The sequence below is a fragment of the Streptomyces sp. NPDC048650 genome (assembly GCF_043199095.1).
Classification (GTDB): Bacteria; Actinomycetota; Actinomycetes; order Streptomycetales; family Streptomycetaceae; genus Streptomyces.
Map to the genome: position 1 here is coordinate 906,882 of NZ_JBICVM010000001.1, position 20,240 is coordinate 927,121.

Annotated in this window: 21 protein-coding genes; 16 read left to right on the forward strand and 5 right to left on the reverse strand. The window is 70.3% G+C overall.

Features of this window, described 5'->3' with window-relative positions:
* The first annotated feature begins 73 nt into the window (after positions 1-73).
* From ACGFML_RS04200 to ACGFML_RS04250, 11 genes are all read left to right on the forward strand, one after another.
* Positions 74-1,411, forward strand: a complete 1,338-nt coding sequence (locus tag ACGFML_RS04200) for an MraY family glycosyltransferase (RefSeq protein ID WP_393539761.1) — start codon at positions 74-76, stop codon at positions 1,409-1,411.
* A 289-nt stretch (positions 1,412-1,700) separates the two neighbouring features.
* Positions 1,701-2,138: a hypothetical protein gene (locus ACGFML_RS04205; protein ID WP_393539763.1), complete on the forward strand. Its 438-nt coding sequence runs from the start codon at positions 1,701-1,703 to the stop codon at positions 2,136-2,138.
* 279 nt (positions 2,139-2,417) lie between these two features.
* Complete coding sequence (gene atpB / locus ACGFML_RS04210) at positions 2,418-3,215, forward strand: F0F1 ATP synthase subunit A (protein ID WP_393540404.1); 798 nt, start codon at positions 2,418-2,420, stop codon at positions 3,213-3,215.
* Positions 3,216-3,294: 79 nt separating this feature from the next.
* A complete protein-coding gene (atpE, locus tag ACGFML_RS04215; protein ID WP_393539765.1) occupies positions 3,295-3,540 on the forward strand; it encodes an ATP synthase F0 subunit C in 246 nt (81 codons plus the stop codon).
* 64 nt (positions 3,541-3,604) lie between these two features.
* The gene (locus ACGFML_RS04220) at positions 3,605-4,153 is read left to right on the forward strand and encodes a F0F1 ATP synthase subunit B (protein ID WP_393540406.1); all 549 of its coding nucleotides are present in this window, start codon (positions 3,605-3,607) and stop codon (positions 4,151-4,153) included.
* Positions 4,150-4,965 carry a F0F1 ATP synthase subunit delta gene (locus ACGFML_RS04225; RefSeq protein ID WP_393539767.1) on the forward strand — a complete coding sequence of 272 codons (816 nt, stop codon included), beginning with the start codon at positions 4,150-4,152 and terminating at the stop codon, positions 4,963-4,965. The genes ACGFML_RS04220 and ACGFML_RS04225 overlap by 4 nt, the downstream gene beginning before the upstream one ends.
* A gap of 144 nt (positions 4,966-5,109) precedes the next feature.
* The gene (gene atpA, locus ACGFML_RS04230) at positions 5,110-6,702 is read left to right on the forward strand and encodes a F0F1 ATP synthase subunit alpha (protein ID WP_393539769.1); all 1,593 of its coding nucleotides are present in this window, start codon (positions 5,110-5,112) and stop codon (positions 6,700-6,702) included.
* Positions 6,703-6,722: 20 nt separating this feature from the next.
* Entirely contained in the window at positions 6,723-7,643 is a 921-nt protein-coding gene (locus ACGFML_RS04235; protein ID WP_393539772.1) for a F0F1 ATP synthase subunit gamma, read from the forward strand.
* Between the two features lie 5 nt (positions 7,644-7,648).
* Entirely contained in the window at positions 7,649-9,091 is a 1,443-nt protein-coding gene (gene atpD, locus ACGFML_RS04240; RefSeq protein ID WP_393539774.1) for a F0F1 ATP synthase subunit beta, read from the forward strand.
* A gap of 108 nt (positions 9,092-9,199) precedes the next feature.
* Positions 9,200-9,583: a F0F1 ATP synthase subunit epsilon gene (locus tag ACGFML_RS04245; RefSeq protein WP_393539776.1), complete on the forward strand. Its 384-nt coding sequence runs from the start codon at positions 9,200-9,202 to the stop codon at positions 9,581-9,583.
* 145 nt (positions 9,584-9,728) lie between these two features.
* Positions 9,729-10,178 (forward strand): DUF2550 domain-containing protein, encoded by a 450-nt coding sequence (locus tag ACGFML_RS04250; RefSeq protein ID WP_393539778.1) that lies wholly within the window; start codon positions 9,729-9,731, stop codon positions 10,176-10,178.
* Positions 10,179-10,366: 188 nt separating this feature from the next.
* On the opposite strand, the gene ACGFML_RS04255 is transcribed toward ACGFML_RS04250, so the two are convergent.
* Both ACGFML_RS04255 and ACGFML_RS04260 read right to left on the reverse strand, forming a co-directional pair.
* Positions 10,367-11,056 (reverse strand): response regulator, encoded by a 690-nt coding sequence (locus ACGFML_RS04255; protein ID WP_393539780.1) that lies wholly within the window; start codon positions 11,054-11,056, stop codon positions 10,367-10,369.
* Complete coding sequence (locus ACGFML_RS04260; protein WP_393539782.1) at positions 11,053-12,270, reverse strand: sensor histidine kinase; 1,218 nt, start codon at positions 12,268-12,270, stop codon at positions 11,053-11,055. The genes ACGFML_RS04255 and ACGFML_RS04260 overlap by 4 nt, the downstream gene beginning before the upstream one ends.
* A 185-nt stretch (positions 12,271-12,455) precedes the next feature.
* Here ACGFML_RS04260 and ACGFML_RS04265 point away from each other — a divergent pair, with 185 nt between their 5' ends.
* Positions 12,456-13,052: a hypothetical protein gene (locus tag ACGFML_RS04265; RefSeq protein ID WP_393539785.1), complete on the forward strand. Its 597-nt coding sequence runs from the start codon at positions 12,456-12,458 to the stop codon at positions 13,050-13,052.
* On the opposite strand, the gene ACGFML_RS04270 is transcribed toward ACGFML_RS04265, so the two are convergent.
* The 3 genes from ACGFML_RS04270 to ACGFML_RS04280 are packed head-to-tail and all read right to left on the reverse strand — an operon-like array spanning position 13,049 to position 15,181.
* Positions 13,049-13,621, reverse strand: coding sequence for a cob(I)yrinic acid a,c-diamide adenosyltransferase (locus ACGFML_RS04270; RefSeq protein WP_393539787.1), 573 nt, complete (start codon positions 13,619-13,621; stop codon positions 13,049-13,051). The genes ACGFML_RS04265 and ACGFML_RS04270 overlap by 4 nt on opposite strands.
* A 10-nt stretch (positions 13,622-13,631) precedes the next feature.
* A complete protein-coding gene (locus ACGFML_RS04275) occupies positions 13,632-14,387 on the reverse strand; it encodes an ABC transporter permease (RefSeq protein WP_393539789.1) in 756 nt (251 codons plus the stop codon).
* Positions 14,357-15,181, reverse strand: a complete 825-nt coding sequence (locus tag ACGFML_RS04280) for an ABC transporter ATP-binding protein (protein WP_393539791.1) — start codon at positions 15,179-15,181, stop codon at positions 14,357-14,359. The genes ACGFML_RS04275 and ACGFML_RS04280 overlap by 31 nt, the downstream gene beginning before the upstream one ends.
* An 80-nt stretch (positions 15,182-15,261) precedes the next feature.
* Between ACGFML_RS04280 and ACGFML_RS04285 the strand changes: the two genes are divergently transcribed.
* The 4 genes from ACGFML_RS04285 (at position 15,262) to ACGFML_RS04300 (ending at position 20,225) form a co-directional block, all read left to right on the forward strand.
* A complete protein-coding gene (locus ACGFML_RS04285) occupies positions 15,262-15,903 on the forward strand; it encodes a TetR/AcrR family transcriptional regulator (RefSeq protein WP_393539793.1) in 642 nt (213 codons plus the stop codon).
* A 156-nt stretch (positions 15,904-16,059) separates the two neighbouring features.
* Positions 16,060-16,908, forward strand: a complete 849-nt coding sequence (locus ACGFML_RS04290; protein WP_393539795.1) for a 3-hydroxyacyl-CoA dehydrogenase family protein — start codon at positions 16,060-16,062, stop codon at positions 16,906-16,908.
* Positions 16,909-17,053: 145 nt separating this feature from the next.
* A complete protein-coding gene (locus ACGFML_RS04295; RefSeq protein WP_393539796.1) occupies positions 17,054-17,377 on the forward strand; it encodes an STAS domain-containing protein in 324 nt (107 codons plus the stop codon).
* 298 nt (positions 17,378-17,675) lie between these two features.
* Positions 17,676-20,225, forward strand: coding sequence for an ATP-binding protein (locus ACGFML_RS04300; RefSeq protein WP_393539798.1), 2,550 nt, complete (start codon positions 17,676-17,678; stop codon positions 20,223-20,225).
* Positions 20,226-20,240 lie beyond the last annotated feature (15 nt).

The following is a 20,240-nucleotide window of genomic DNA, read 5'->3' on the forward strand; positions in this document are numbered from 1 at the left end:
ACGTCCTCCCCTGTATTCACGGCCACGGCCCTGACGCGCATATGGTGTGTGGCTGTGATGGCCAGCTATACCAATGGGGCAGCCCGTGCGTGAATACCTGCTGACGCTGTGCGTCACGGCCGCGGTGACCTACCTGCTGACCGGCCCGGTGCGGAAGTTCGCGATCGCGGCCGGTGCGATGCCGGAGATCCGCGCGCGTGACGTCCACCGCGAGCCGACACCGCGGCTCGGCGGTATCGCGATGTTCGGCGGGTTGTGCGCGGGTCTCCTGGTCGCCTCACATCTGACGAACCTCAAGAGCGTCTTCGAGAACTCCAACGAGCCACGGGCGCTGCTGTCGGGCGCCGCGCTGATCTGGATCCTCGGCGTGCTGGACGACAAGTGGGGCGTGGACGCGCTGGTCAAGCTCGGCGGCCAGATGATCGCCGCGGGAGTGATGGTCCTCCAGGGCCTGACGATCCTGTGGATCCCGATCCCCGGCATCGGCACGGTCTCGCTGACGCCCATGCAGGGCACGCTGCTGACCGTCGCGCTGGTCGTCATCACGATCAACGCCGTCAACTTCGTCGACGGGCTGGACGGTCTGGCCTCCGGCATGGTCTGCATCGCCGCCGCGGCGTTCTTCATGTACGCCTACCGGCTCTGGTACGGCTACGGCATCGAGGCGGCCGCGCCCGCAACGCTGTTCTCGGTCGTTCTGATGGGCATGTGCGTGGGCTTCCTGCCGCACAACATGCACCCGGCCCGGATCTTCATGGGCGATTCCGGCTCGATGCTCATCGGGCTGGTGATGGCCGCCGGTGCGGTCTCGATCACCGGTCAGGTCGACCCCGACCTGCTGGGTGAGAAGACCGGCGGTCTGCGTGAGGCCACCCACACGATGGTGCCCGTCTACATTCCGCTGCTGCTGCCGCTGACGGTGATCGCGGTGCCGGTCGCCGACCTGATCCTGGCGATCGTGCGGCGTACGTGGAAGGGGCAGTCGCCGTTCGCCGCCGACCGCGGCCACCTGCACCACCGGCTGCTGGAGATCGGTCATTCGCACAGCCGCGCGGTGCTCATCATGTACTTCTGGTCGGCGCTGATCGCCTTCGGCGCGGTCGCGTACTCGGTGAACAACGCCAGCATGTGGATCGTGTTGGGCATCGTGCTGCTGAGCGCGGTGGGCCTGGTCCTGCTGCTGCTGCCGCGCTTCACGCCGCGGACGCCGCGGTGGGCGGAGTGGATGGCTCCGCCGCGGTACCGCAGGAGCCGGTACGCGTCGGCCGAGGCGGTCGCGACGGCGGACGACGGGGCGGGGGACGAGCCGGCCGAGGGCCGCGAGCCCGTTCCGGCGGTTCTCAACGGCGCGACGGCGATCGGTGATCGGTCACGCTTCGTGGGCCACCGGAAGGCGGACAGTCATCACTGAGGCGGCGTTCCGGTCACCCCTCGGTGGGTCGAAAACCCGGCTTGTTGACCCGATACCAGACAATTCACCTCCTGTCAGTGCACCAACGCGCACGTTCACGCTCAGGTGTGACAGGGTCCACACGAACCAGGTAAAGACCTCATCAAATAGTTTGTGATACCGTTCACGAAACCCGGCGATAGAGCCGAAGGGCCGTAGTGCGACGGTCCTTTGGCCTCAGGTTCCGCCTCAGGCCGGGTCTACGCTCGTCCTTGACGAACACACCCCCACCCCTTGCCGGAGCGCCGCCATGCAGTCGAATGACGCCCGACTACTCCTGACCGCCGTTGTGCCCACGCTCGCCATCGGCGCTGTCGCCGTTGCCGTGAGCGCCGTGGCCGCGGGCGGGGCGGCAGTGATCGGCGCCGTCCTCGGTACCGTGCTCGTGGTGCTCGTGATGGGCACGGGGTTGGTTGTCCTGCAGCAGACCGCCAGGAAGCTTCCGCAGCTGTTCCAGATGATGGGCCTGCTGCTCTACACGGTGCAGATTCTGCTTGTCGCGGTCTTCGTGATCGCGTTCAAGGACACAACGCTCTTTGACACAAAGGTATTTGCGTTCACTCTGCTCGGCGCAGCCCTCGTATGGATCGCGGCACAGACCCGCGGTCATATGAAGGAGAAGATTCTGTACGTGAATCCCGACTCCGCGGACGCGAAGAACGCGGAGACGGCGGGGTCGCCGACGTGAGACGTAGGGCCGGGATAAATGCCCTCATGCGGGCCTGCTATCGTCCGGTGCCAACTGCGGCACAGATGGCGCAGGCGGCTGAGCTCCCAGATTCCACGGGATCCCATGGGCAGTTCTCGCGGCCGACGCCTGTGATCCGGCCCGGCCCAGCGCCGGCCGGCCGCCCCCAAATCCGTAAGACCAGTCCAGTGCCGCTCCGTGGCTCAACGCCGCGCCGACACAACGAGGTTGCCGTACCCATGCGCCACGCTGAAGGAGCCCGCGGTGAGTGCTGAAACGATGCTCGCCTTCGATACGGAGTGCCACCTCTTTATTCCGGGGTGTGGCTTCGAGTCCCCGGGCCTTCATTCGTTCGTCTTCAAGCCGCTCTTCACCGTCGGTGGCTTCGAGTTCAACAAGCCGATGATGCTCGCCCTGCTGAGCACGGTCGTGGTCGTGTGGTTCTTCTGGGCCGCATTCGGCAGGGCCAAGGTGGTCCCCGGCAAGCTGCAGATGATCGGCGAGGCGGGATACGACTTCGTGCGCCGCGGGCTCGTCTATGACGCGCTCGGCAAGAAGGAGGGCGACAAGTACGTCCCCTTCATGGTGTCGCTGTTCTTCTTCGTGTGGATCATGAACGTCTGGTCCATCATCCCGCTCGCGCAGTTCCCGGTCACTTCGGTCATCTCGTTCCCGATCGGGCTCGCGCTGGTCGTCTACGTCATCTGGCTCTCGCTGACGTTCAAGCGCCACGGCTTCGTCGGCGGACTGAAGAACATCTCGGGATACGACAAGTCGCTCGGCTGGGTTCTCCCGCTGATCATGGTGCTCGAGCTGCTCCAGCACCTGCTCATCCGGCCCTTCACCCACGCGGTCCGGCTCTTCGCGAACATGTTCGCGGGTCACATGCTGATCCTGATGTTCACCGTCGCCAGCTGGTACCTGCTGAACGGCGTAGGCATCGTCTATGCGGGCGCGTCGTTCCTGATGACCATCGTGATGACCGCCTTCGAGCTCTTCATCCAGGCCGTCCAGGCGTACGTCTTCGTGCTCCTGGCCTGCAACTACATCCAGGGCGCGCTCGCCGAGAACCACTGAGCACCCCGGCTCCCGCAAATCGATCGAGTCCTCCGGTGGCCAACCCCCACCGGTCCGTGAAAGAGAAGGAAGTAACGGCATGTCCGCTGCTCTGGAGACTGTCAACATCGCCGCCGGCCTGACCGGCAACATCGCCTCCGTCGGTTACGGCCTCGCGGCCATCGGCCCCGGCGTCGGCGTCGGCATCATCTTCGGTAACGGCACCCAGGCCCTCGCCCGTCAGCCCGAGGCGGCCGGCCTGATCCGCACCAACCAGATCATGGGTTTCGCCTTCTGTGAGGCGCTCGCCCTCATCGGCATCGTCATGGGCTACGCGTACAAGTAAGCGCACCCCTGACGACGCCCATTAGACGGAAGGCATTGATGTGAACGCCGACGCCCTGGTCACGATGGCGGTGGAGGTTCCCGAGAACCCCCTGGTCCCGCCGATTCCAGAGCTGGCCATCGGCCTGATCGCCTTCTTCATCGTCTTCGGCATCCTGGCCAAGAAGCTCCTCCCGAACATCAACCGTGTTCTGGAAGAGCGCAGGAAGCAGATCGAAGGCCGCATGGAGGAGGCCGAGGCCACCCAGGCCGAGGCCCAGCAGGTCCTTGAGGACTACCGGGCTCAGCTCGCCGACGCCCGCCACGAGGCCGCGCGTCTGCGCCAGGAGGCGCAGGAGCAGGGCGCGACGCTCATCGCCGAGATGCGCGCCGAGGGCCAGCGGCAGCGTGAGGAGATCATCGCTGCCGGTCACGCCCAGATCGAGGCGGACCGCAAGGCAGCCGCTCAGTCGCTGCGCCAGGACGTGGGCACGCTCGCCACCGACCTGGCCGGCAAGATCGTCGGGGAGTCCCTGGAGGACGTCGCCCGGCAGAGCCGGACCATCGACCGCTTCCTCGACGACCTCGAGGTCCAGGCGGCGGCGGACGCGACGAAGGCTGAGGCCGGCCGATGAACGGAGCGAGCCGCGAGGCACTCGCCTCCGCACGCGAGCAGCTCGACGTGCTGACGGACGACACGTCCGTCGACGCGGCGAAGCTCGCCGAGGAGCTGGCTGCCGTCACCGCTCTGCTCGACCGCGAGGTGTCGCTGCGTCGGGTCCTCACCGACCCGGCGCAGACCGGCGAGGCTCGGGCCGACCTGGCCAGGCGGCTGCTCGGCAACCGGATCAGCGGCTCGGCCGCCGACCTGGTCGCCGGCATGGTCCACTCCCGCTGGTCGCGCTCGCGTGACCTGACGGACGCGATCGAGGAGCTGGCCTACAGCGCCGAACTGGCCGATGCCCAGCGCGCCGGTGCGCTCGACGAGGTCGAGGACGAGCTGTTCCGGTTCGGCCGGATCGTCTCCTCGGCCCCGCAGCTGCGCAGCGCGCTGACGGACAGCACCGCGAAGGCTTCGGCCAAGACCGAGCTGCTGCACACCCTGCTGGGCGGCCGGGCCAACCCGGCCACCGAGCGGCTGGTGGTCCGTCTCGTGACCGCGCCGCGAGGCCGTAGCCTGGAAGCAGGGCTCGATGCCCTCTCCAAGCTGGCCGCGCACCGCCGGGACCGAGTGGTCGCGGTGGTCACCTCCGCGGTACCCCTCAGCGAAGGGCAGCGGCAGCGCCTCGGCGCCGCGCTGGCCACGGTGTACGGACGGCAGATCCACCTGAACCTCGACGTGGACCCCGAGGTCCTCGGCGGTGTCCAGGTCCGGATCGGCGACGAGGTCATCAACGGGACCATCGCGGACCGCCTCGACGAGGTGGCCCGGCGGATGGCCGGCTGACCCAGCCACCAACTCAACAGCTGCGACGCAGCACAAGCAGGACGGCGGCCCGAGTTGGGCCGTAGGCGGAAACCCCCCGAGGGGACAAGCCCCTCGGACACCCGCAAGTAACTTCGGGCCCAACAAGGAGAGCAGGGAACCCAGATGGCGGAGCTCACGATCCGGCCGGAGGAGATCCGGGACGCGCTGGAGAACTTCGTCCAGGCGTACAAGCCGGACGCGGCCTCGCGCGAAGAGGTCGGCACGGTCAGCGATGCCGGTGACGGCATCGCGCACGTCGAGGGCCTTCCCTCGGCGATGGCGAACGAGCTGCTGAAGTTCGAGGACGGCACGCTCGGTCTTGCGCTGAACCTGGAAGAGCGCGAGATCGGTGCGGTCATCCTCGGTGAGTTCAGCGGCATCGAGCAGGGCCAGCCGGTGCAGCGCACCGGTGAGGTGCTCTCGGTCGCCGTGGGCGAGGGCTACCTCGGCCGCGTCGTCGACCCGCTGGGCAACCCGATCGACGGCCTCGGCGAGATCGAGTCCGAGGGCCGCCGCGCCCTGGAGCTGCAGGCTCCGGGCGTCATGGTCCGTAAGTCGGTGCACGAGCCCATGGAGACCGGCTACAAGGCCGTCGACTCGATGGTGCCGATCGGCCGTGGCCAGCGTCAGCTGATCATCGGTGACCGCCAGACCGGCAAGACCGCCCTGGCCGTCGACACGATCATCAACCAGCGCGACAACTGGCGCTCGGGCGACCCGAAGAAGCAGGTCCGCTGCATCTACGTCGCCATCGGCCAGAAGGGCTCCACCATCGCGTCCGTGCGCGGTGCGTTGGAGGAGGCCGGCGCCCTGGAGTACACCACCATCGTCGCCGCCCCGGCGTCCGACCCGGCGGGCTTCAAGTACCTGGCGCCCTACACCGGTTCGGCCATCGGCCAGCACTGGATGTACTCCGGCAAGCACGTCCTGATCATCTTCGACGACCTCTCGAAGCAGGCCGACGCCTACCGCGCCGTGTCCCTGCTGCTGCGCCGTCCGCCGGGCCGCGAGGCCTACCCGGGCGACGTCTTCTACCTGCACTCGCGTCTGCTGGAGCGCTGCGCCAAGCTCTCCGACGAGATGGGCGCCGGCTCGATGACCGGCCTCCCGATCGTCGAGACCAAGGCGAACGACGTGTCGGCGTTCATTCCGACCAACGTCATCTCCATCACCGACGGCCAGTGCTTCCTGGAGTCGGACCTCTTCAACGCCAACCAGCGTCCCGCGCTGAACGTCGGTATCTCCGTCTCCCGTGTCGGTGGCTCCGCTCAGCACAAGGCGATGAAGCAGGTCTCCGGCCGGCTCCGCGTGGACCTCGCCCAGTACCGCGAGCTGGAGGCGTTCGCCGCCTTCGGTTCCGACCTGGACGCGGCCTCCAAGGCGCAGCTGGAGCGCGGCAAGCGCATGACCGAGCTGCTCAAGCAGGCTCAGTACGCCCCGTACTCCACCGAGGACCAGGTCATCTCCATCTGGGCCGGCACCAACGGCAAGATGGACAACGTCCCGGTCGAGGACATCCGCCGCTTCGAGCGGGAGCTCCTGGACCACCTCCACCGGGAGAAGAAGGACCTGCTGACCAGCATCGTCGAGGGCGGCAAGATGTCCGACGACACCATCGGTGCGATCGCCGAGGCCGTTGACGGCTTCAAGCAGCAGTTCGAGACCTCGGACGGCAAGCTGCTCGGCGAGGACACCCCGGCCGGCACGAGCAAGTGACGACGGAAGGGACCTGATCCATGGGAGCCCAGCTCCGGGTCTACAAGCGTCGCATCCGCTCCGTCACCGCGACCAAGAAGATCACCAAGGCGATGGAGATGATCGCCGCCTCGCGCGTCGTCAAGGCGCAGCGCCAGGTGGCGGCGTCGACGCCGTACGCGAGTGAACTGACCCGCGCGGTGACAGCGGTTGCCACCGGTTCGAACACCCAGCACGCCCTGACGACCGAGGTGGAGAACCCCACCCGGGCCGCACTGCTGCTCATCACGAGCGACCGCGGTCTGGCCGGCGGATACTCCTCCAACGTCATCAAGGCCGCCGAGCGACTCACCGAGCAGCTCAAGGCCGAGGGCAAGGAGGTCGACACCTACATCGTCGGCCGCAAGGGTGTGTCGTACTACAACTTCCGCGAGCGCAAGGTCGTGGAGTTGTGGACCGGATTCACCGACAGCCCGACGTACGGGGACGCCAAGGCGATCGCCGCACCGCTGATCGAGGCAGTCCAGACGGACACCGCCGAGGGCGGCGTGGACGAACTCCACATCGTCTACACCGAGTTCCTCTCGATGATGACGCAGACCGCACTCGGTGACCGTCTCCTGCCGCTCAGCCTCGACAAGGCCGCGGCGGAGGCGGAGGAGACGTCCAAGGACGAGCTCCTTCCGCTCTTCGACTTCGAGCCGTCGGCCGAGGACGTCCTGGACGCCCTGCTGCCGCGCTACGTCGAGTCGCGGATCTACAACGCGCTTCTGCAGGCCGCCGCCTCCAAGCACGCCGCCACGCGGCGCGCGATGAAGTCGGCGACCGACAACGCGCAGGACCTCATCAAGTCGCTCTCGCGGCTTGCCAACGCGGCCCGACAGGCCGAAATCACCCAGGAAATCAGCGAGATCGTCGGTGGCGCCAGTGCTCTGGCCGACGCGACCGCGGGGAGTGACTGACCACTATGACCACCACTGTTGAAACGGCCACGGCTACGGGCCGCGTCGCGCGGGTCATCGGCCCGGTCGTCGACGTGGAGTTCCCCGTCGACGCGATGCCCGACATCTACAACGCGCTGACCGTCGAGGTCGCCGACCCGGCCGAGGCCGGGGCGATCAAGACCCTGACCCTCGAGGTTGCCCAGCACCTGGGCGAGGGCCTGGTCCGTGCGATCTCGATGCAGCCCACCGACGGTCTGGTCCGCCAGGCCACGGTGACCAACACCGGCGCCGGGATCACCGTCCCGGTCGGCGACATCACCAAGGGCAAGGTGTTCAACACCCTCGGTGAGATCCTGAACAAGCCGGAGGCCGAGTCCGAGATCACCGAGCGGTGGCCCATCCACCGCAAGGCCCCGTCCTTCGACCAGCTCGAGTCCAAGACCGAGATGTTCGAGACCGGCGTCAAGGTCATCGACCTGCTGACCCCGTACGTCAAGGGCGGCAAGATCGGTCTGTTCGGTGGTGCCGGTGTCGGCAAGACCGTTCTGATCCAGGAAATGATCTACCGCGTGGCCAACAACCACGACGGTGTGTCGGTGTTCGCCGGTGTCGGCGAGCGCACCCGTGAGGGCAACGACCTCATCGAGGAAATGACGGAGTCCGGCGTCATCGACAAGACCGCACTGGTCTTCGGTCAGATGGACGAGCCGCCGGGCACCCGTCTGCGCGTCGCGCTGGCCGGTCTGACCATGGCGGAGTACTTCCGCGATGTGCAGAAGCAGGACGTGCTGTTCTTCATCGACAACATCTTCCGGTACACCCAGGCGGGTTCCGAGGTGTCGACCCTGCTCGGCCGGATGCCCTCCGCGGTGGGTTACCAGCCGAACCTGGCCGACGAGATGGGCCTCCTCCAGGAGCGCATCACCTCGACCCGTGGTCACTCGATCACCTCGATGCAGGCGATCTACGTCCCCGCGGACGACCTGACCGACCCGGCGCCGGCGACCACCTTCGCCCACCTGGACGCGACCACCGTTCTGTCGCGTCCGATCTCGGAGAAGGGCATCTACCCGGCGGTCGACCCGCTGGACTCGACGTCCCGGATCCTGGACCCCCGCTACATCACGCAGGAGCACTACGACTGCGCGTCGCGCGTCAAGACGATCCTGCAGAAGTACAAGGACCTCCAGGACATCATCTCCATCCTGGGTATCGACGAGCTCGGCGAGGAAGACAAGCTCACCGTCTACCGCGCCCGTCGTATCGAGCGGTTCCTGTCGCAGAACACCCACGTGGCGAAGCAGTTCACCGGTGTCGACGGCTCGGACGTCCCGCTGGACGAGTCGATCCACGCGTTCAACGCGATCGCGGACGGCGAGTACGACCACTTCCCCGAGCAGGCCTTCTTCATGTGCGGCGGCATCGAGGACCTGGAGAAGAACGCCAAGGAGCTGGGCGTCTCCTGACCCCGGCACCGGTTCCGGGGGCGGCCCTGGCCGCCCCCGGCCCGTACGCCCACTAGTATTTGACCCAACATCTGCCACGCCAGGCAGGTGGAGACCCGAGGAGCCATCGTGGCTGAGCTGCACGTCGAGTTGGTCGCCGCGGACCGTCAGGTCTGGTCCGGCGAGGCCAGCCTGGTCGTCGCGCGCACCTCGTCGGGCGACATCGGAGTCATGCCCGGACATCAGCCGCTGCTCGGCGTGCTGCAGTCGGGCCCGGTGACGATTCGTACGACCGGCGAGAGCGGGGACGGCACCGTCGTCGCCGCGGTGCACGGCGGCTTCATCTCCTTCGCCGACAACAAGCTGTCTCTGCTCGCGGAGATCGCGGAACTGTCGGACGAGATCGATGTCCAGCGCGCGGAGCGGGCCCTGGAGCGAGCGAAGTCGGACGCTGACGCGGCCGCCGAGCGTCGCGCCGATGTCCGGCTGCGTGCGGGGACGGGCGCTCACTGAGCCCCGTCACCGACGAGATCGATCCTCAGCCGCGGGCTGCCCGGACTCCTCCGGAGCGGCCCGCGGCTGAGGCGATGCAGGTGCGTTTCCCTACTCGCGGACTCCGTCCGGGAGTACCCCCACCGAGGCGAGGAGGTCGGTCGAGATGGTCCTCGCTCTGCTTGTGAGCGGCATCGTCGTGCTACTGGTGCTGCTGGGGCTGTTCGTCTTCGGGCTGCGCAGGCGGCTCATCCAGCGCTCCGGCGGCACCTTCGACTGCAGCCTGCGCTGGAACGTACCGGAGAAGGCCGGCGACCCCGGCGGCAAGGGCTGGATCTACGGAGTCGCCCGCTACAACGGCGACCGCGTCGAGTGGTTCCGGGTGTTCTCCTACGCGCCCCGGCCCCGCCGCGTCCTGGAGCGTTCCGCCATCGAGGTGCTGCACCGCCGCACCCCCCAGGGCGAGGAGGAGCTGGCTCTGCTCTCCGACTCCCTCGTACTGGCCTGCCGCCACCGCGGCACCTGCCTGGAGCTGGCCATGAGCGAGGACGCGCTCACCGGCTTCCTGGCATGGCTGGAGGCCGCCCCCCCGGGCCAACGAGTCAACGTGGCTTGAATAGCGGCTCTCGTTGGATGGGGGTACCCCCGGACGAAGTCTGGGGGAGAGTCAATGTGGCTTGAATAGGGGCTCTCGTTGGATGGGGGTACCCCCGGACGGAGTCTGGGGGAGAGTCAATGTGGCTTGATTAGGGGCTCTCGTTGGGCCCGGCAGCCCGGCAGCCCGGCAGCCCGGCAGCCCGGCGGTTAGGGGCCGGTGACCCCCAGTTCCTGCGCCAGCACGGCGGCCTGGAGGCGGCTGCGCAGCTCCAGTTTCGACAGCAGCCGGCTGACATGCGTTTTGACGGTGGCCTCCGCCATCGCCAGCCGCCGCGCGATATCGGCGTTCGACAGCCCCCGGCCCAGGCACCCCAGCACCTCCCTCTCGCGTGGCGTCAGGGCGTCCAGGACGGCGGGATCGGGGCCGTCGCCGTCTCGCGCAGGGCGTTCCGCCGCGTGGGGACGGGCGAACTCCGCGAGCAGCCGCCGGGTCACCGCCGGCGCGATCAGCCCCTCGCCGGACGCCACCGTACGCACCGCCGTCAGCAGGGCGGCCGCGTCGCTGTCCTTGAGCAGAAAGCCCGCGGCACCGGCCCGCAGTGCCCCGAAGACGTAGGCGTCCAGGTCGAAGGTGGTCAGCACCAGGACGTCGGCCAGCTCCTCGGCGACGATCTGCCGGGTGGCGGAGACCCCGTCGAGGCGGGGCATCTGGATGTCCATCAGGACGAGGGACGGGCGCAGTTCGCGGGCGAGGCGGACCGCCTCCTCGCCGTCCACCGCCTCACCGACGACCTCGATGTCGGGGGCGGAGCGCAGGATGAGGACCAGCCCGGCCCGTACGGCGGACTGGTCCTCGGCGACCAGGACCCGGATCGGCTGCGCGGGAGTGCCTGTCATCGTTGTCCATCCTCCTCGGGGGCGGGCAGCGTGGCCCGCACCAGCCAGACCGTGCCGGCCGGTCCGCTGTGGGGGCCGGCCTCGAAGGTGCCGCCCAGCAGGGCGATCCGCTCGCGCATCCCGACCAGCCCGGCGCCGGAACCGGGGGCGCGGGGGCCCGGCCGGCCGGTGTGCGGGCTGCGGACCGTGACGGTGAGCGTGCCGGCGCCGTCCTGGGCCAGGCGTACCAGGACCTCGCCGGGTGCGGCGTGTTTGAGCGTGTTGGTCAGGGACTCCTGGACGATGCGGTACGCGGCGAGGTCGACCGGCGCCACCGGGGGCGGCGTGACCCGCGGGGCGTCCAGCACGAAGGACAGCCCGGTGCTCGCGCCGTTCGTACGGGCCTGGTCGATCAGCGCCGTCAGCCCCTCCAGCGTGGGTGTGGCGGCCGGTTCGCCGCCCCCGTCGCCGCGCTTGGTGTCCCGCAACAGGCCGATCAGCCGGCGCATTTCGGCCAGACCCTGCACGCTGTTCTCGCGGATCACCCCGAGTGCCTCGCGGGTCGCCGCGGGATCGTCGATCGTCTGCGCGGCGGTGGCGTGGATCGCGATGGCGGACAGATGGTTGGCGACCATGTCGTGCAGTTCGCGCGCCATCCGCGCCCGCTCGCCGGCCACCGCCTGGGTACGGTCCATCTCGGCCAGTAGCGCGGTCTGCTCGGCCCGCAGCCGGGCGGCCTGCGCGGCATCGCGGTGATCGCGGATGATCACGCCGGTCCAGGCAGGGGCGACGGTGACGAGGGCGATCGCGATGCCGATGATCACGACCTGGGGGTCGGGCCACAGAGCGGTCGTCACGATCGTGGCCAGCACCGTCACCAGCACGCTGTACGGCGGGATCCGGCGGGCCGCGGCAGGGCTGCCGTAGAGCACCGCGGCATAGACCACATCGGTGAACATCAGCACCGTGGCGACCAGCGTGCCGCTGCTGATGTCCAGGGCCAGCGCCGCCACGGCGACGGCCAGCGCGGCCAACGGTGCCGTACGGCGCATCAGCTCGGCCCCGCAGATCGCGGTGAGCGAGAGCAGGGTGAGCCAGGAGGGCAGTCCGAACAGCGGCGGGCCGCCCTGCAGATGCAGCACCCACAGCAGCAGCCCGCACAGCGACCCGCCGCCCGCGATGAGCACATCGATACGGTGCGGCCGGCCGGGCAGGGTGACCGGGCGGGCTCTCACCCCCCTATCCAACACGCCACGGCGCCCCGCCGCCGCCACCTCGTCTCCTTCCTGCCCGGCCGCCGCCTACATCGAAGGATGCAGTCCCGGGCCCGCCGGATCGTCGCGGGTGAGGACGTCCCGGCCGCCGGCCGCTGCGAGTCTTGAAGGGTCCGACCGCACGGGACGGGGGAGAGGAAACCACCATGGTCGTCACGCTGATCGTCATCTGCGAGGTGGGTTTCTGGGTGCTGCTGGCCGGCGGCCTGGCACTGCGCTATCTCGCGCGGATGCCCCGCACCGGAGCGGCGGTGCTGCTGCTGGAGCCGCTGCTGGAGCTGGTGCTGCTGGCCGTCACCGCGATCGACCTGAAGAACGGCGCCACGGCCGACTGGAAACACGGCCTGGCCGCCGTCTACATCGGCTACACCGTCGGCTACGGCCACTACACGATCCGCTGGATCGACGGCCACTTCGCCCATCGCTTCGCCGGCGGCCCGCCCCCGGTCAAGCCGCCCCGCCACGGTCTCGGCCGCGCCCGGCACGAGGGCGGGCTGTGGCTGCGCACGCTGGCGATGACGGCCGTCGCCGCGGGCCTGCTGCAGCTCGCCATCTGGTACGTCGGCGCCGGCGGCGACACCGGGTCGCTGCGCGAGTGGCAGTTCGTCTCGCTGCGGATCCTCGCCATCCACGGCGTCATCGCCGCCACCTACCTCATCTGGCAGAAGAAGGACCCGCGCGAGGCGGGCCCGGCGACGGGCGCGGACCGGGAGAGCCCGCGCGACACGTCGCTGCGCCGTTAGCGCTCGCCGCCCGGCACCCACAGCACGTCCCCGACCTCCTTGTTGGCCACACGGGCCAGAATGAACAGCAGGTCCGAGAGGCGGTTGAGGTAGGTGGCGGTCAGCGGGTTCATGGTCTCGCCGTGTTCCTCGAAGGCGGCCCAGGTGGAGCGCTCCGCGCGGCGGACGACGGTGCAGGCCTGGTGGAGGAGCGCGGCGCCGGCCGTGCCGCCCGGGAGGATGAAGCTGCGGAGCTTCTCCACCTCGGCCAGGAAGCGGTCGCAGTCGGCCTCCAGCTTGTCGATATAGGTCTGTTCGACGCGCAGCGGCGGGAACTCGGGGTTCGCCACCACCGGCGTCGACAGATCGGCGCCCACATCGAAGAGGTCGTTCTGCACGCGCAGCAGCACCGTGGCGACCTCGTCCGGCAGCGAGCCCAGGGCGAGCGCCACCCCGATGGCGGCATTGGCCTCGTTGGCGTCCGCATAGGCCGAGATCCGCGAATCGGTCTTGGCGGTTCGGCTCATGTCGCCGAGGGCGGTGGTGCCCTTGTCGCCGGTGCGGGTGTAGATGCGCGTCAGATTCACCATACGGGCGAGCCTACGCCGCGGCCCTGCGGAAGGCCCGGGTGCCCAGGGCCATCGACGCCGCCGCGAGGCCGACGGCGACCAGCACGCCGTAGAGCATGGCCGAGGAGGCGTAGGAGCCCGTGAAGGCCGCCCGGACCGCGTCCACGAGATAGCGGAACGGCATGAAGTGCGAGAGCACATCGAGCCACTTGGGCCCCAGTGACATCGGCAGCATCAGGCCGGACAGCAGCATCGAGGGCATCGTGACGGCGTTGATGACCGGCCCGAACTCCTGGGGCGCTTGCACCTTCAACGCCAGCGTGCAGGAGAGCGAGGCGAGCGCCGCGGTCAGTACGGCGACGAAGGCGAAGCCGATGAGGATGCCGGGCAGGGGCGCGCGCAGCCCCATGGCCAAGGCGGCCAGCACCAGCAGGGCGGCCTGGAAGACGAAGAGCGCGGCGTCGCGCAGCACCCGGCCCGCCAGCAGCGCAGGCCGGCTCACCGGGGTGACCCGCATCCGTTCCACCACCCCGTACTGCTTCTCGACGATGATGCCGAACCCGCAGAACGCAGCGCCGAACAGGGCGAGTTGGAGCAGCAGGCCGGGCACCAGCAGCTGCCAGGAGCTGCCGGCGGCGGACAGCGGGAGGTCGGTCAGCAGCGGACCGAAGAAGAGGAGGTAGAGCAGCGGCATCAGCACGCCGAACAGCATCTGGAGCCGGGAGCGCAGGGTCTGGCGGGCGTAGCGCCCGAAGATCAGCGCGGTGTCGGAGAGGAACGGGGGCAAGGGGGCTCCTGGACGGCGACGGGGGCGGATCGCTCGGGCGCGGCGGTGCGCCCGGTGATGGCGAGGAAGGTGTCCTGCAGCGAGGCGTCGGGGGAGCCGCCGTGGGTGCGCTTGAGGGTGTCCGGCGTGCCCTCGGCGACGACCGTCCCCTTGTCGATGACGACCAGTCGGTCGGCGAGCGCATCGGCCTCGTCGAGGTAGTGGGTGGTCAGGAAGACGGTGGTGCCGTGCTCGGCGCGGATCCGGCGGACCAGGTCCCACAGGTCGGCGCGGCTTCCCGGGTCGAGTCCGGTGGTCGGCTCGTCGAGGAAGAGCACTTCGGGGCGGTGGGTGAGGCCCATCGCGACGTCCAGCCGGCGCCGCTGGCCGCCGGAGAGCGTTGCGATCCTGCGGTCCAGCAGCCCTTCCAGGCCCAGTCCGGCGGCCAGTTCCTCGGTGCGGGCGAGGGCCCGGGCCCTGGTCAGGCGGTAGAGGCGGGCCTGGGTGACCAGTTCCTCGCGTACCGAGACGTGGGGGTCGACACCGCCGGACTGCGCGACGTAGCCGCAGGCGCGGCGCACGCCCGCCGGGTCGCGGACCAGGTCGCAGCCGGCGACGGTCGCGGTGCCGCCGGTGGGCGCCAGCACGGTGGTCAGCATCCGCAGGGTGGTGGTCTTGCCGGCGCCGTTGGGGCCGAGGAAGCCGAGGATCTCGGCGCGCTCGGCGGTGAGGTCGATGCCGCGTACGGCTTCTACGGGGCCGCGTTGGGTGGTGAAGGTCCGGGCGAGGCCGGACGCCGTGATGACGGGAGGCATGGCGACAGCAAAACAGAGCGACACTAAAATTGCAATGACTCCAAAATTTCATAGAGGTCAGCGAAAGGTAGGGTGACGGCATGGCTGAGGGGCTCAGGGAGCGGAAGAAGCGGCAGACGCGCCAGTACATCTCGGACATGGCCACCGGCCTCTTCCTGGAGCGCGGTTTCGACGAGGTGACCATCGCGGAGATCGCCGAGGCGGCGAACGTCTCCGTCAACACGGTGTACAACTACTTCCCGGCGAAGGAAGACCTCTTCTTCGACCGGAGCGAGGGGTTGATCGACCGGCTCTCGCGCTTCGTACGGGCCCGGCCGGCGGGTGAGTCGGCCGCCGTCGCCGTCCTGCGCGAGCTGCGCGAGGAGGTGGAGAGCGTCTCGCCCAAGGTCGGCCTCATGGAGGGGTACGAGCGCTTCATGAAGGTCGTCCACGGCTCGCCGAACCTCCAGGCCCGCCTCTGGTACGTCCAGCAGCAGCAGTACGACGACCTGGCGGCCACCCTCAGGAGGGAGACCGGCGCGGTGGACGACGACCCGCTGCCCGGCCTGATGGCCGGCCAGATCAACTGGGTCCATCAGGCCCTGATGGACACCATCGCCCGCGAGATGGTCGCCGGCCGCAAGCCCGCGGTCGTCTCCCGCGAGGCCCTGGTCCTGCTGGACGAGATGGCGGACCTGCTGAGCGAAAAGGTCCTCAACTACGCCGTACGGGCGGCCGACTGACGGCCCTGCGTGCCGTCGGCGGACCCCGTCGGTGTGATGTCCGTCATCTGAGACGTGACGCGCATCTCTTACCCACCAAAGGATCGCTCGCGACCGCTAACGTCGCCTTGAGAGTCATCGTGAGCCGTCAAATGCACAGGGTGTAAGGGGACAGCAGTGGCAAGGAAGCTCGCCGTCATCGGGGCCGGCCTCATGGGGTCCGGCATCGCGCAGGTCTCCGCCCAGGCGGGCTGGGACGTCGTCCTCCGCGATGTGACGGAGGGGGCGCTGGCCCGCGGCAAGGGCGGCATCGAGGCCTCGTACGAGAAGTTCGTCGCCAAGGGCAAGCTGGAGGCGGCCGCCGCCGAGCAGGCGCTGGCCCGGATCGCCACCACGACCGACCTGGAAGCCGTCGCCGACGCCGATATCGTTGTCGAGGCGGTCTTCGAGAAGGTCGAGGTCAAGCGGGAGATCTTCCAGACGCTGGACAAGATCACCAAGGACGACGCGGTGCTGGCCTCCAACACCTCCGCCATCCCGATCACCAAGATCGCCGCGGCCACCTCCCGCCCGGAGCGGGTCGTCGGCACGCACTTCTTCTCGCCGGTGCCGATGATGCAGCTGTGCGAGCTGGTACGCGGCTACAAGACCAGCGACGAAACGCTCGCCGCCGCACGGGAATTCGCCGAGTCGGTCGGCAAGACCTGCATCGTCGTCAACCGTGACGTGGCCGGATTCGTCACCACCCGGCTGATCTCGGCGCTGGTCGTCGAGGCGGCGAAGCTCTACGAGTCCGGCGTGGCCACCGCCGAGGACATCGACATCGCGTGCAAGCTCGGCTTCGGACACGCCATGGGGCCGCTGGCCACCGCCGACCTGACGGGCGTCGACATCCTGATGCACGCCACCGACAACATCTACACCGAGTCCCAGGACGAGAAGTTCGCGCCGCCGGAGATCATGCGGCGCATGGTGGATGCGGGCGATATCGGCCGCAAGAGTGGGCAGGGCTTCTACGAGCACTGATACCGCGTCAGACCCACGGGTCCGATGCACTCACCCTCCCGGGTGAATTAGGTATCGGTTCGCTTACAGGCGGCAACTTCGCCGCATGAGAGGCAGTCAGTTCTGTAGACGTCAAGGCAGAAACCCATCAATTCGGGGAGCGCATATGCACATCAGGGGCGACCACGTCGAGCTGGTCGTCGGGGGCCGCCTCGACGTCCGCAGCGCCGCGGACGCCCGTACGGCCCTGCACGCCGCCGTCGACTCCGGCCATGGCGATCTCGTACTGGACCTGACCGAGCTGGACTCCTGGGACGCCACCGGACTCGGCGTGATCATGGGAGTGCACCGCCGCGCCGGCCGGGTCAACCGCCGGCTGGTGCTGCGCGGCGTGCCGCCCCAGATGCAGCGCCTCCTGGTCGCCACCCGGCTGCACCGCATCCTCGCCATCGAGGGCGGGATCGAAGCCGAATCGCTGCCGCGCGTCTGAAGGCACCGCGGGCGCGGCACCTGAGGCGGCGTGGAGGGCCGGGTGCCCGGTTCGAGGAAAAAGCCGCGAAGGTGGAGAATCTGCTCCTGCCGGGAGGTCCGGCACGTTCGGGGCACGGCCCGGCCCCGGCGATGTGCCGCTCCGCTCCCGCGGTCTAAGGTTCGCTTGCCCGCCCTATGCCATCAGCGGCGGCGGGCACCGGACCAGACCAGACGCCACGGCCGGCGGATCCCGGCCGGGCCGGGGGCGCGAACGGCCGGAAGAGCAGTCGGGCACGCCAGACCTGGGAGCTTGCAGCATGGACCCGAACCCGAACCGGGGACCTGAGGAGTACCGCGAGCAGGGTCACCCTGCCGGGGCCCCGACGCCGCCGTCCGGCGCCGAACAGGCCGGCTCCGGCGGTCAGGCCCGCGTCGTGCGGCTGGTCTCGGGCGGCTACCTCGTCACGGTCAATCCCGTCGACGGCAGCGAGATAGAGCCCTGCCCGCCGGGCGAACGGCCCGCCGTCCCCGGCAAGCTCCGGGCCGACGAGCGCGCCGGGGCCGCCCGCGCCGCGGCAGCGCCGCTGCCCATCGGCCCGCCCGGGTCCGCCGGCCACGAGACCCTCCTCGAAGAGCGCTCCGAAGAGACCGAACGCCTGGTCCGGCTGCTGTCCCGCGGCCGCTCCGTACGCCTCACCGGTCCCTCGGGATCGGGCCGCACCCGGCTGCTGGACGCCGTCGCCACCGCCTGCGCCGACCTCGCCCCCGACGGCGTCATCCGGCTCTCCGGCTACCACCGCACCGCCACCGACGTCATGTACGCGCTGTTCGGCGCCGTCTACCGCGCCCCGCGCCACCGCCCCGACCGCCCGGAGCTGCTGCGCCGGCTCGGCGGCATCGGCGCGATCGTCGTCCTGGACGACCTGGAATTCGGCGGGACCGCGCTCGACGAACTCCTCGACGCCACCCCCGAGTGTGCCTTCCTGACGGCGGCCACCCCCGACGTCCCGGCCCCGAGCCCGGACTCCCACCTCGAAGAGGTCTTCCTCGGCGGCGTCGGCCGCGGTGCCTGCGCACGGATGCTCGAGCGCGCCGTGGACCGGAAGCTCACCGCGGACGAGGAGTCCTGGGCCGCGGACCTGTGGTTCGAGTCCGAGGGGCTGCCGCTGCGGTTCGTCCAGGCCGGGGCGCTGCTGCGGCGGCGCGACCGGGTGCAGGCCGAGGCGGCCGCCGCGGCCCCGGACACCGCCGACGCGGGCGAGGGCGCGGCCGCCGGCAGCGACGCCCACCCCGATGGTCCGCTGCCCACCCTCGGCGAGGCCGCCTCACCGGTACCGCTGCTCGCCGCGCGAATGGGCGCCGCCGCCCAGGAGACGCTCCGCTTCGCCGTCGCGCTCGGCGGCGAGCTGCCGCACCAGGCGCATCTGCCCGCGCTCACCGAGGACACCCACGCGGACGCCGTCCTCGGCGAGCTGCTGGGCAGCGGCCTGATCACCCCGGCCGGGTCCTGCTACCGGCTCGCCGCGACCGTCCAGGAGCAACTGGCCGCGCTCGGCTACGCCGAGGGCGCCGCCGCCCGGGTGCACACCGCCGCCCAGCACTACGCCTGGTGGGCCGGCCATCCCTCGGTCGCCCCCGAGCGCGCGGCCGCCGAGGCGGACGCGGTGCTGGCCGCGATGGGCGTACTGACCGGCAGCAGGGAGAGCGGCCACGCCAGTGCGGCCGTGCTGCTCGCGCGCACGGCCGCCCCCGCCTTCGCCGCGGCGCTGCACTGGAGCGCCTGGGAGCGCAGTCTCCGGCACGGCCAGGAGGCCGCCCGGCTGGCCGGCGAGGTCGCCGAGGAGGCGTACTTCCACCACGAGCTGGGCGTGCTGGCGCTGTGCAGCGGCAGCCTGGACCGGGCGCGGGCCGAGCTGGAGGCGTCCATCGGGCTGCGCGGGGTGCTCTCCGACCGCCGGGGCGCGGTCGCCGGGCGACGGGCCCTGGCGCTGGTCACCGACCGCTCACGGGCCGACTCGGCCGCCGCCGACACCACCGTCCTCCACCCCGCGGGGCCGAAGGCCGACGCGAAGGGGCCGCAGGGACGGCCGGACACGGCCGCCTCGTCCGGCGCCGCGGCCACCGCCCGGCTGCGCCTTCAGGCGGCCGACGGGACCGCGGCCACGGTCGTCGCCCGGGGCTCTGCGTCCGCGGCCGCCACGACCGCCCTGCCGGCCACCGCGGGCGCCACCGGCCGGCGCGCGGTCCGGCGCAACGCCGTCGCCGCGGGCGCCGGCGCGCTGCTGGTGGCCGTACTCGGCACCGTCGTCACCCTCGGGATGACCGCCGACGACGACTCCAAGAGCGGCGATCACGTCACCTCGGAACAGACCACCCCGGACGGCGAAAACCCCGAGCTGCCGACCGAGCCGCCCGGTTCGGGCTCCAGCCTGCCGCCCTCCACCGCGGACAAGGCCACGCCCGCCGGGGCCGGCCGCCACGACGGCACGTCCCCCTCGGCGAGCGCCCCGTCCACCGGTCAGGCACCGACGGACCCCAGCACCCGGCCGTCGCAGCCGACCGCCCGGCCCACCCGGCCGACCGGCGGCCCCGGCACGCCGACGGACGGGCCGACCAGGCCGACGCACCCGCCCACCGGCAGCCCGACCTCGCCGACGCCGACCGAGGACCCGACCGGCGAACCCACGGACCCCTCACCGACCGGTCCCACCGGCAAGCCGACGACGCAGAGTCCCTCGCAGTCGGTCACCAGCACCTCGGGCAGCCCGTCGGAGGCGTCACCTCAGTCGGCGTCCGGCACCGCGCCGCAACCGTCGGCTTCCGACGCGGGCACGCCGTCGGACAGCGGGAGCGCGCCGGCCGGCTGACGGGCCGGCGCGGCC

Bases quoted from the DNA above. Each gene is read 5' to 3' on its own strand.
- ACGFML_RS04200 (WP_393539761.1), top strand. From the start codon at position 74: ATGGGGCAGCCCGTGCGTGAATACCTGCTGACGCTGTGCGTCACGGCC.
- ACGFML_RS04205 (WP_393539763.1), top strand. From the start codon at position 1,701: ATGCAGTCGAATGACGCCCGACTACTCCTGACCGCCGTTGTGCCCACG.
- atpB (WP_393540404.1), top strand. From the start codon at position 2,418: ATGCTCGCCTTCGATACGGAGTGCCACCTCTTTATTCCGGGGTGTGGC.
- atpE (WP_393539765.1), top strand. From the start codon at position 3,295: ATGTCCGCTGCTCTGGAGACTGTCAACATCGCCGCCGGCCTGACCGGC.
- ACGFML_RS04220 (WP_393540406.1), top strand. From the start codon at position 3,605: ATGGCGGTGGAGGTTCCCGAGAACCCCCTGGTCCCGCCGATTCCAGAG.
- ACGFML_RS04225 (WP_393539767.1), top strand. From the start codon at position 4,150: ATGAACGGAGCGAGCCGCGAGGCACTCGCCTCCGCACGCGAGCAGCTC.
- atpA (WP_393539769.1), top strand. From the start codon at position 5,110: ATGGCGGAGCTCACGATCCGGCCGGAGGAGATCCGGGACGCGCTGGAG.
- ACGFML_RS04235 (WP_393539772.1), top strand. From the start codon at position 6,723: ATGGGAGCCCAGCTCCGGGTCTACAAGCGTCGCATCCGCTCCGTCACC.
- atpD (WP_393539774.1), top strand. From the start codon at position 7,649: ATGACCACCACTGTTGAAACGGCCACGGCTACGGGCCGCGTCGCGCGG.
- ACGFML_RS04250 (WP_393539778.1), top strand. From the start codon at position 9,729: ATGGTCCTCGCTCTGCTTGTGAGCGGCATCGTCGTGCTACTGGTGCTG.
- ACGFML_RS04255 (WP_393539780.1), bottom strand. From the start codon at position 11,056: ATGACAGGCACTCCCGCGCAGCCGATCCGGGTCCTGGTCGCCGAGGAC.
- ACGFML_RS04265 (WP_393539785.1), top strand. From the start codon at position 12,456: ATGGTCGTCACGCTGATCGTCATCTGCGAGGTGGGTTTCTGGGTGCTG.
- ACGFML_RS04270 (WP_393539787.1), bottom strand. From the start codon at position 13,621: ATGGTGAATCTGACGCGCATCTACACCCGCACCGGCGACAAGGGCACC.
- ACGFML_RS04280 (WP_393539791.1), bottom strand. From the start codon at position 15,181: ATGCCTCCCGTCATCACGGCGTCCGGCCTCGCCCGGACCTTCACCACC.
- ACGFML_RS04285 (WP_393539793.1), top strand. From the start codon at position 15,262: ATGGCTGAGGGGCTCAGGGAGCGGAAGAAGCGGCAGACGCGCCAGTAC.
- ACGFML_RS04295 (WP_393539796.1), top strand. From the start codon at position 17,054: ATGCACATCAGGGGCGACCACGTCGAGCTGGTCGTCGGGGGCCGCCTC.
- ACGFML_RS04300 (WP_393539798.1), top strand. From the start codon at position 17,676: ATGGACCCGAACCCGAACCGGGGACCTGAGGAGTACCGCGAGCAGGGT.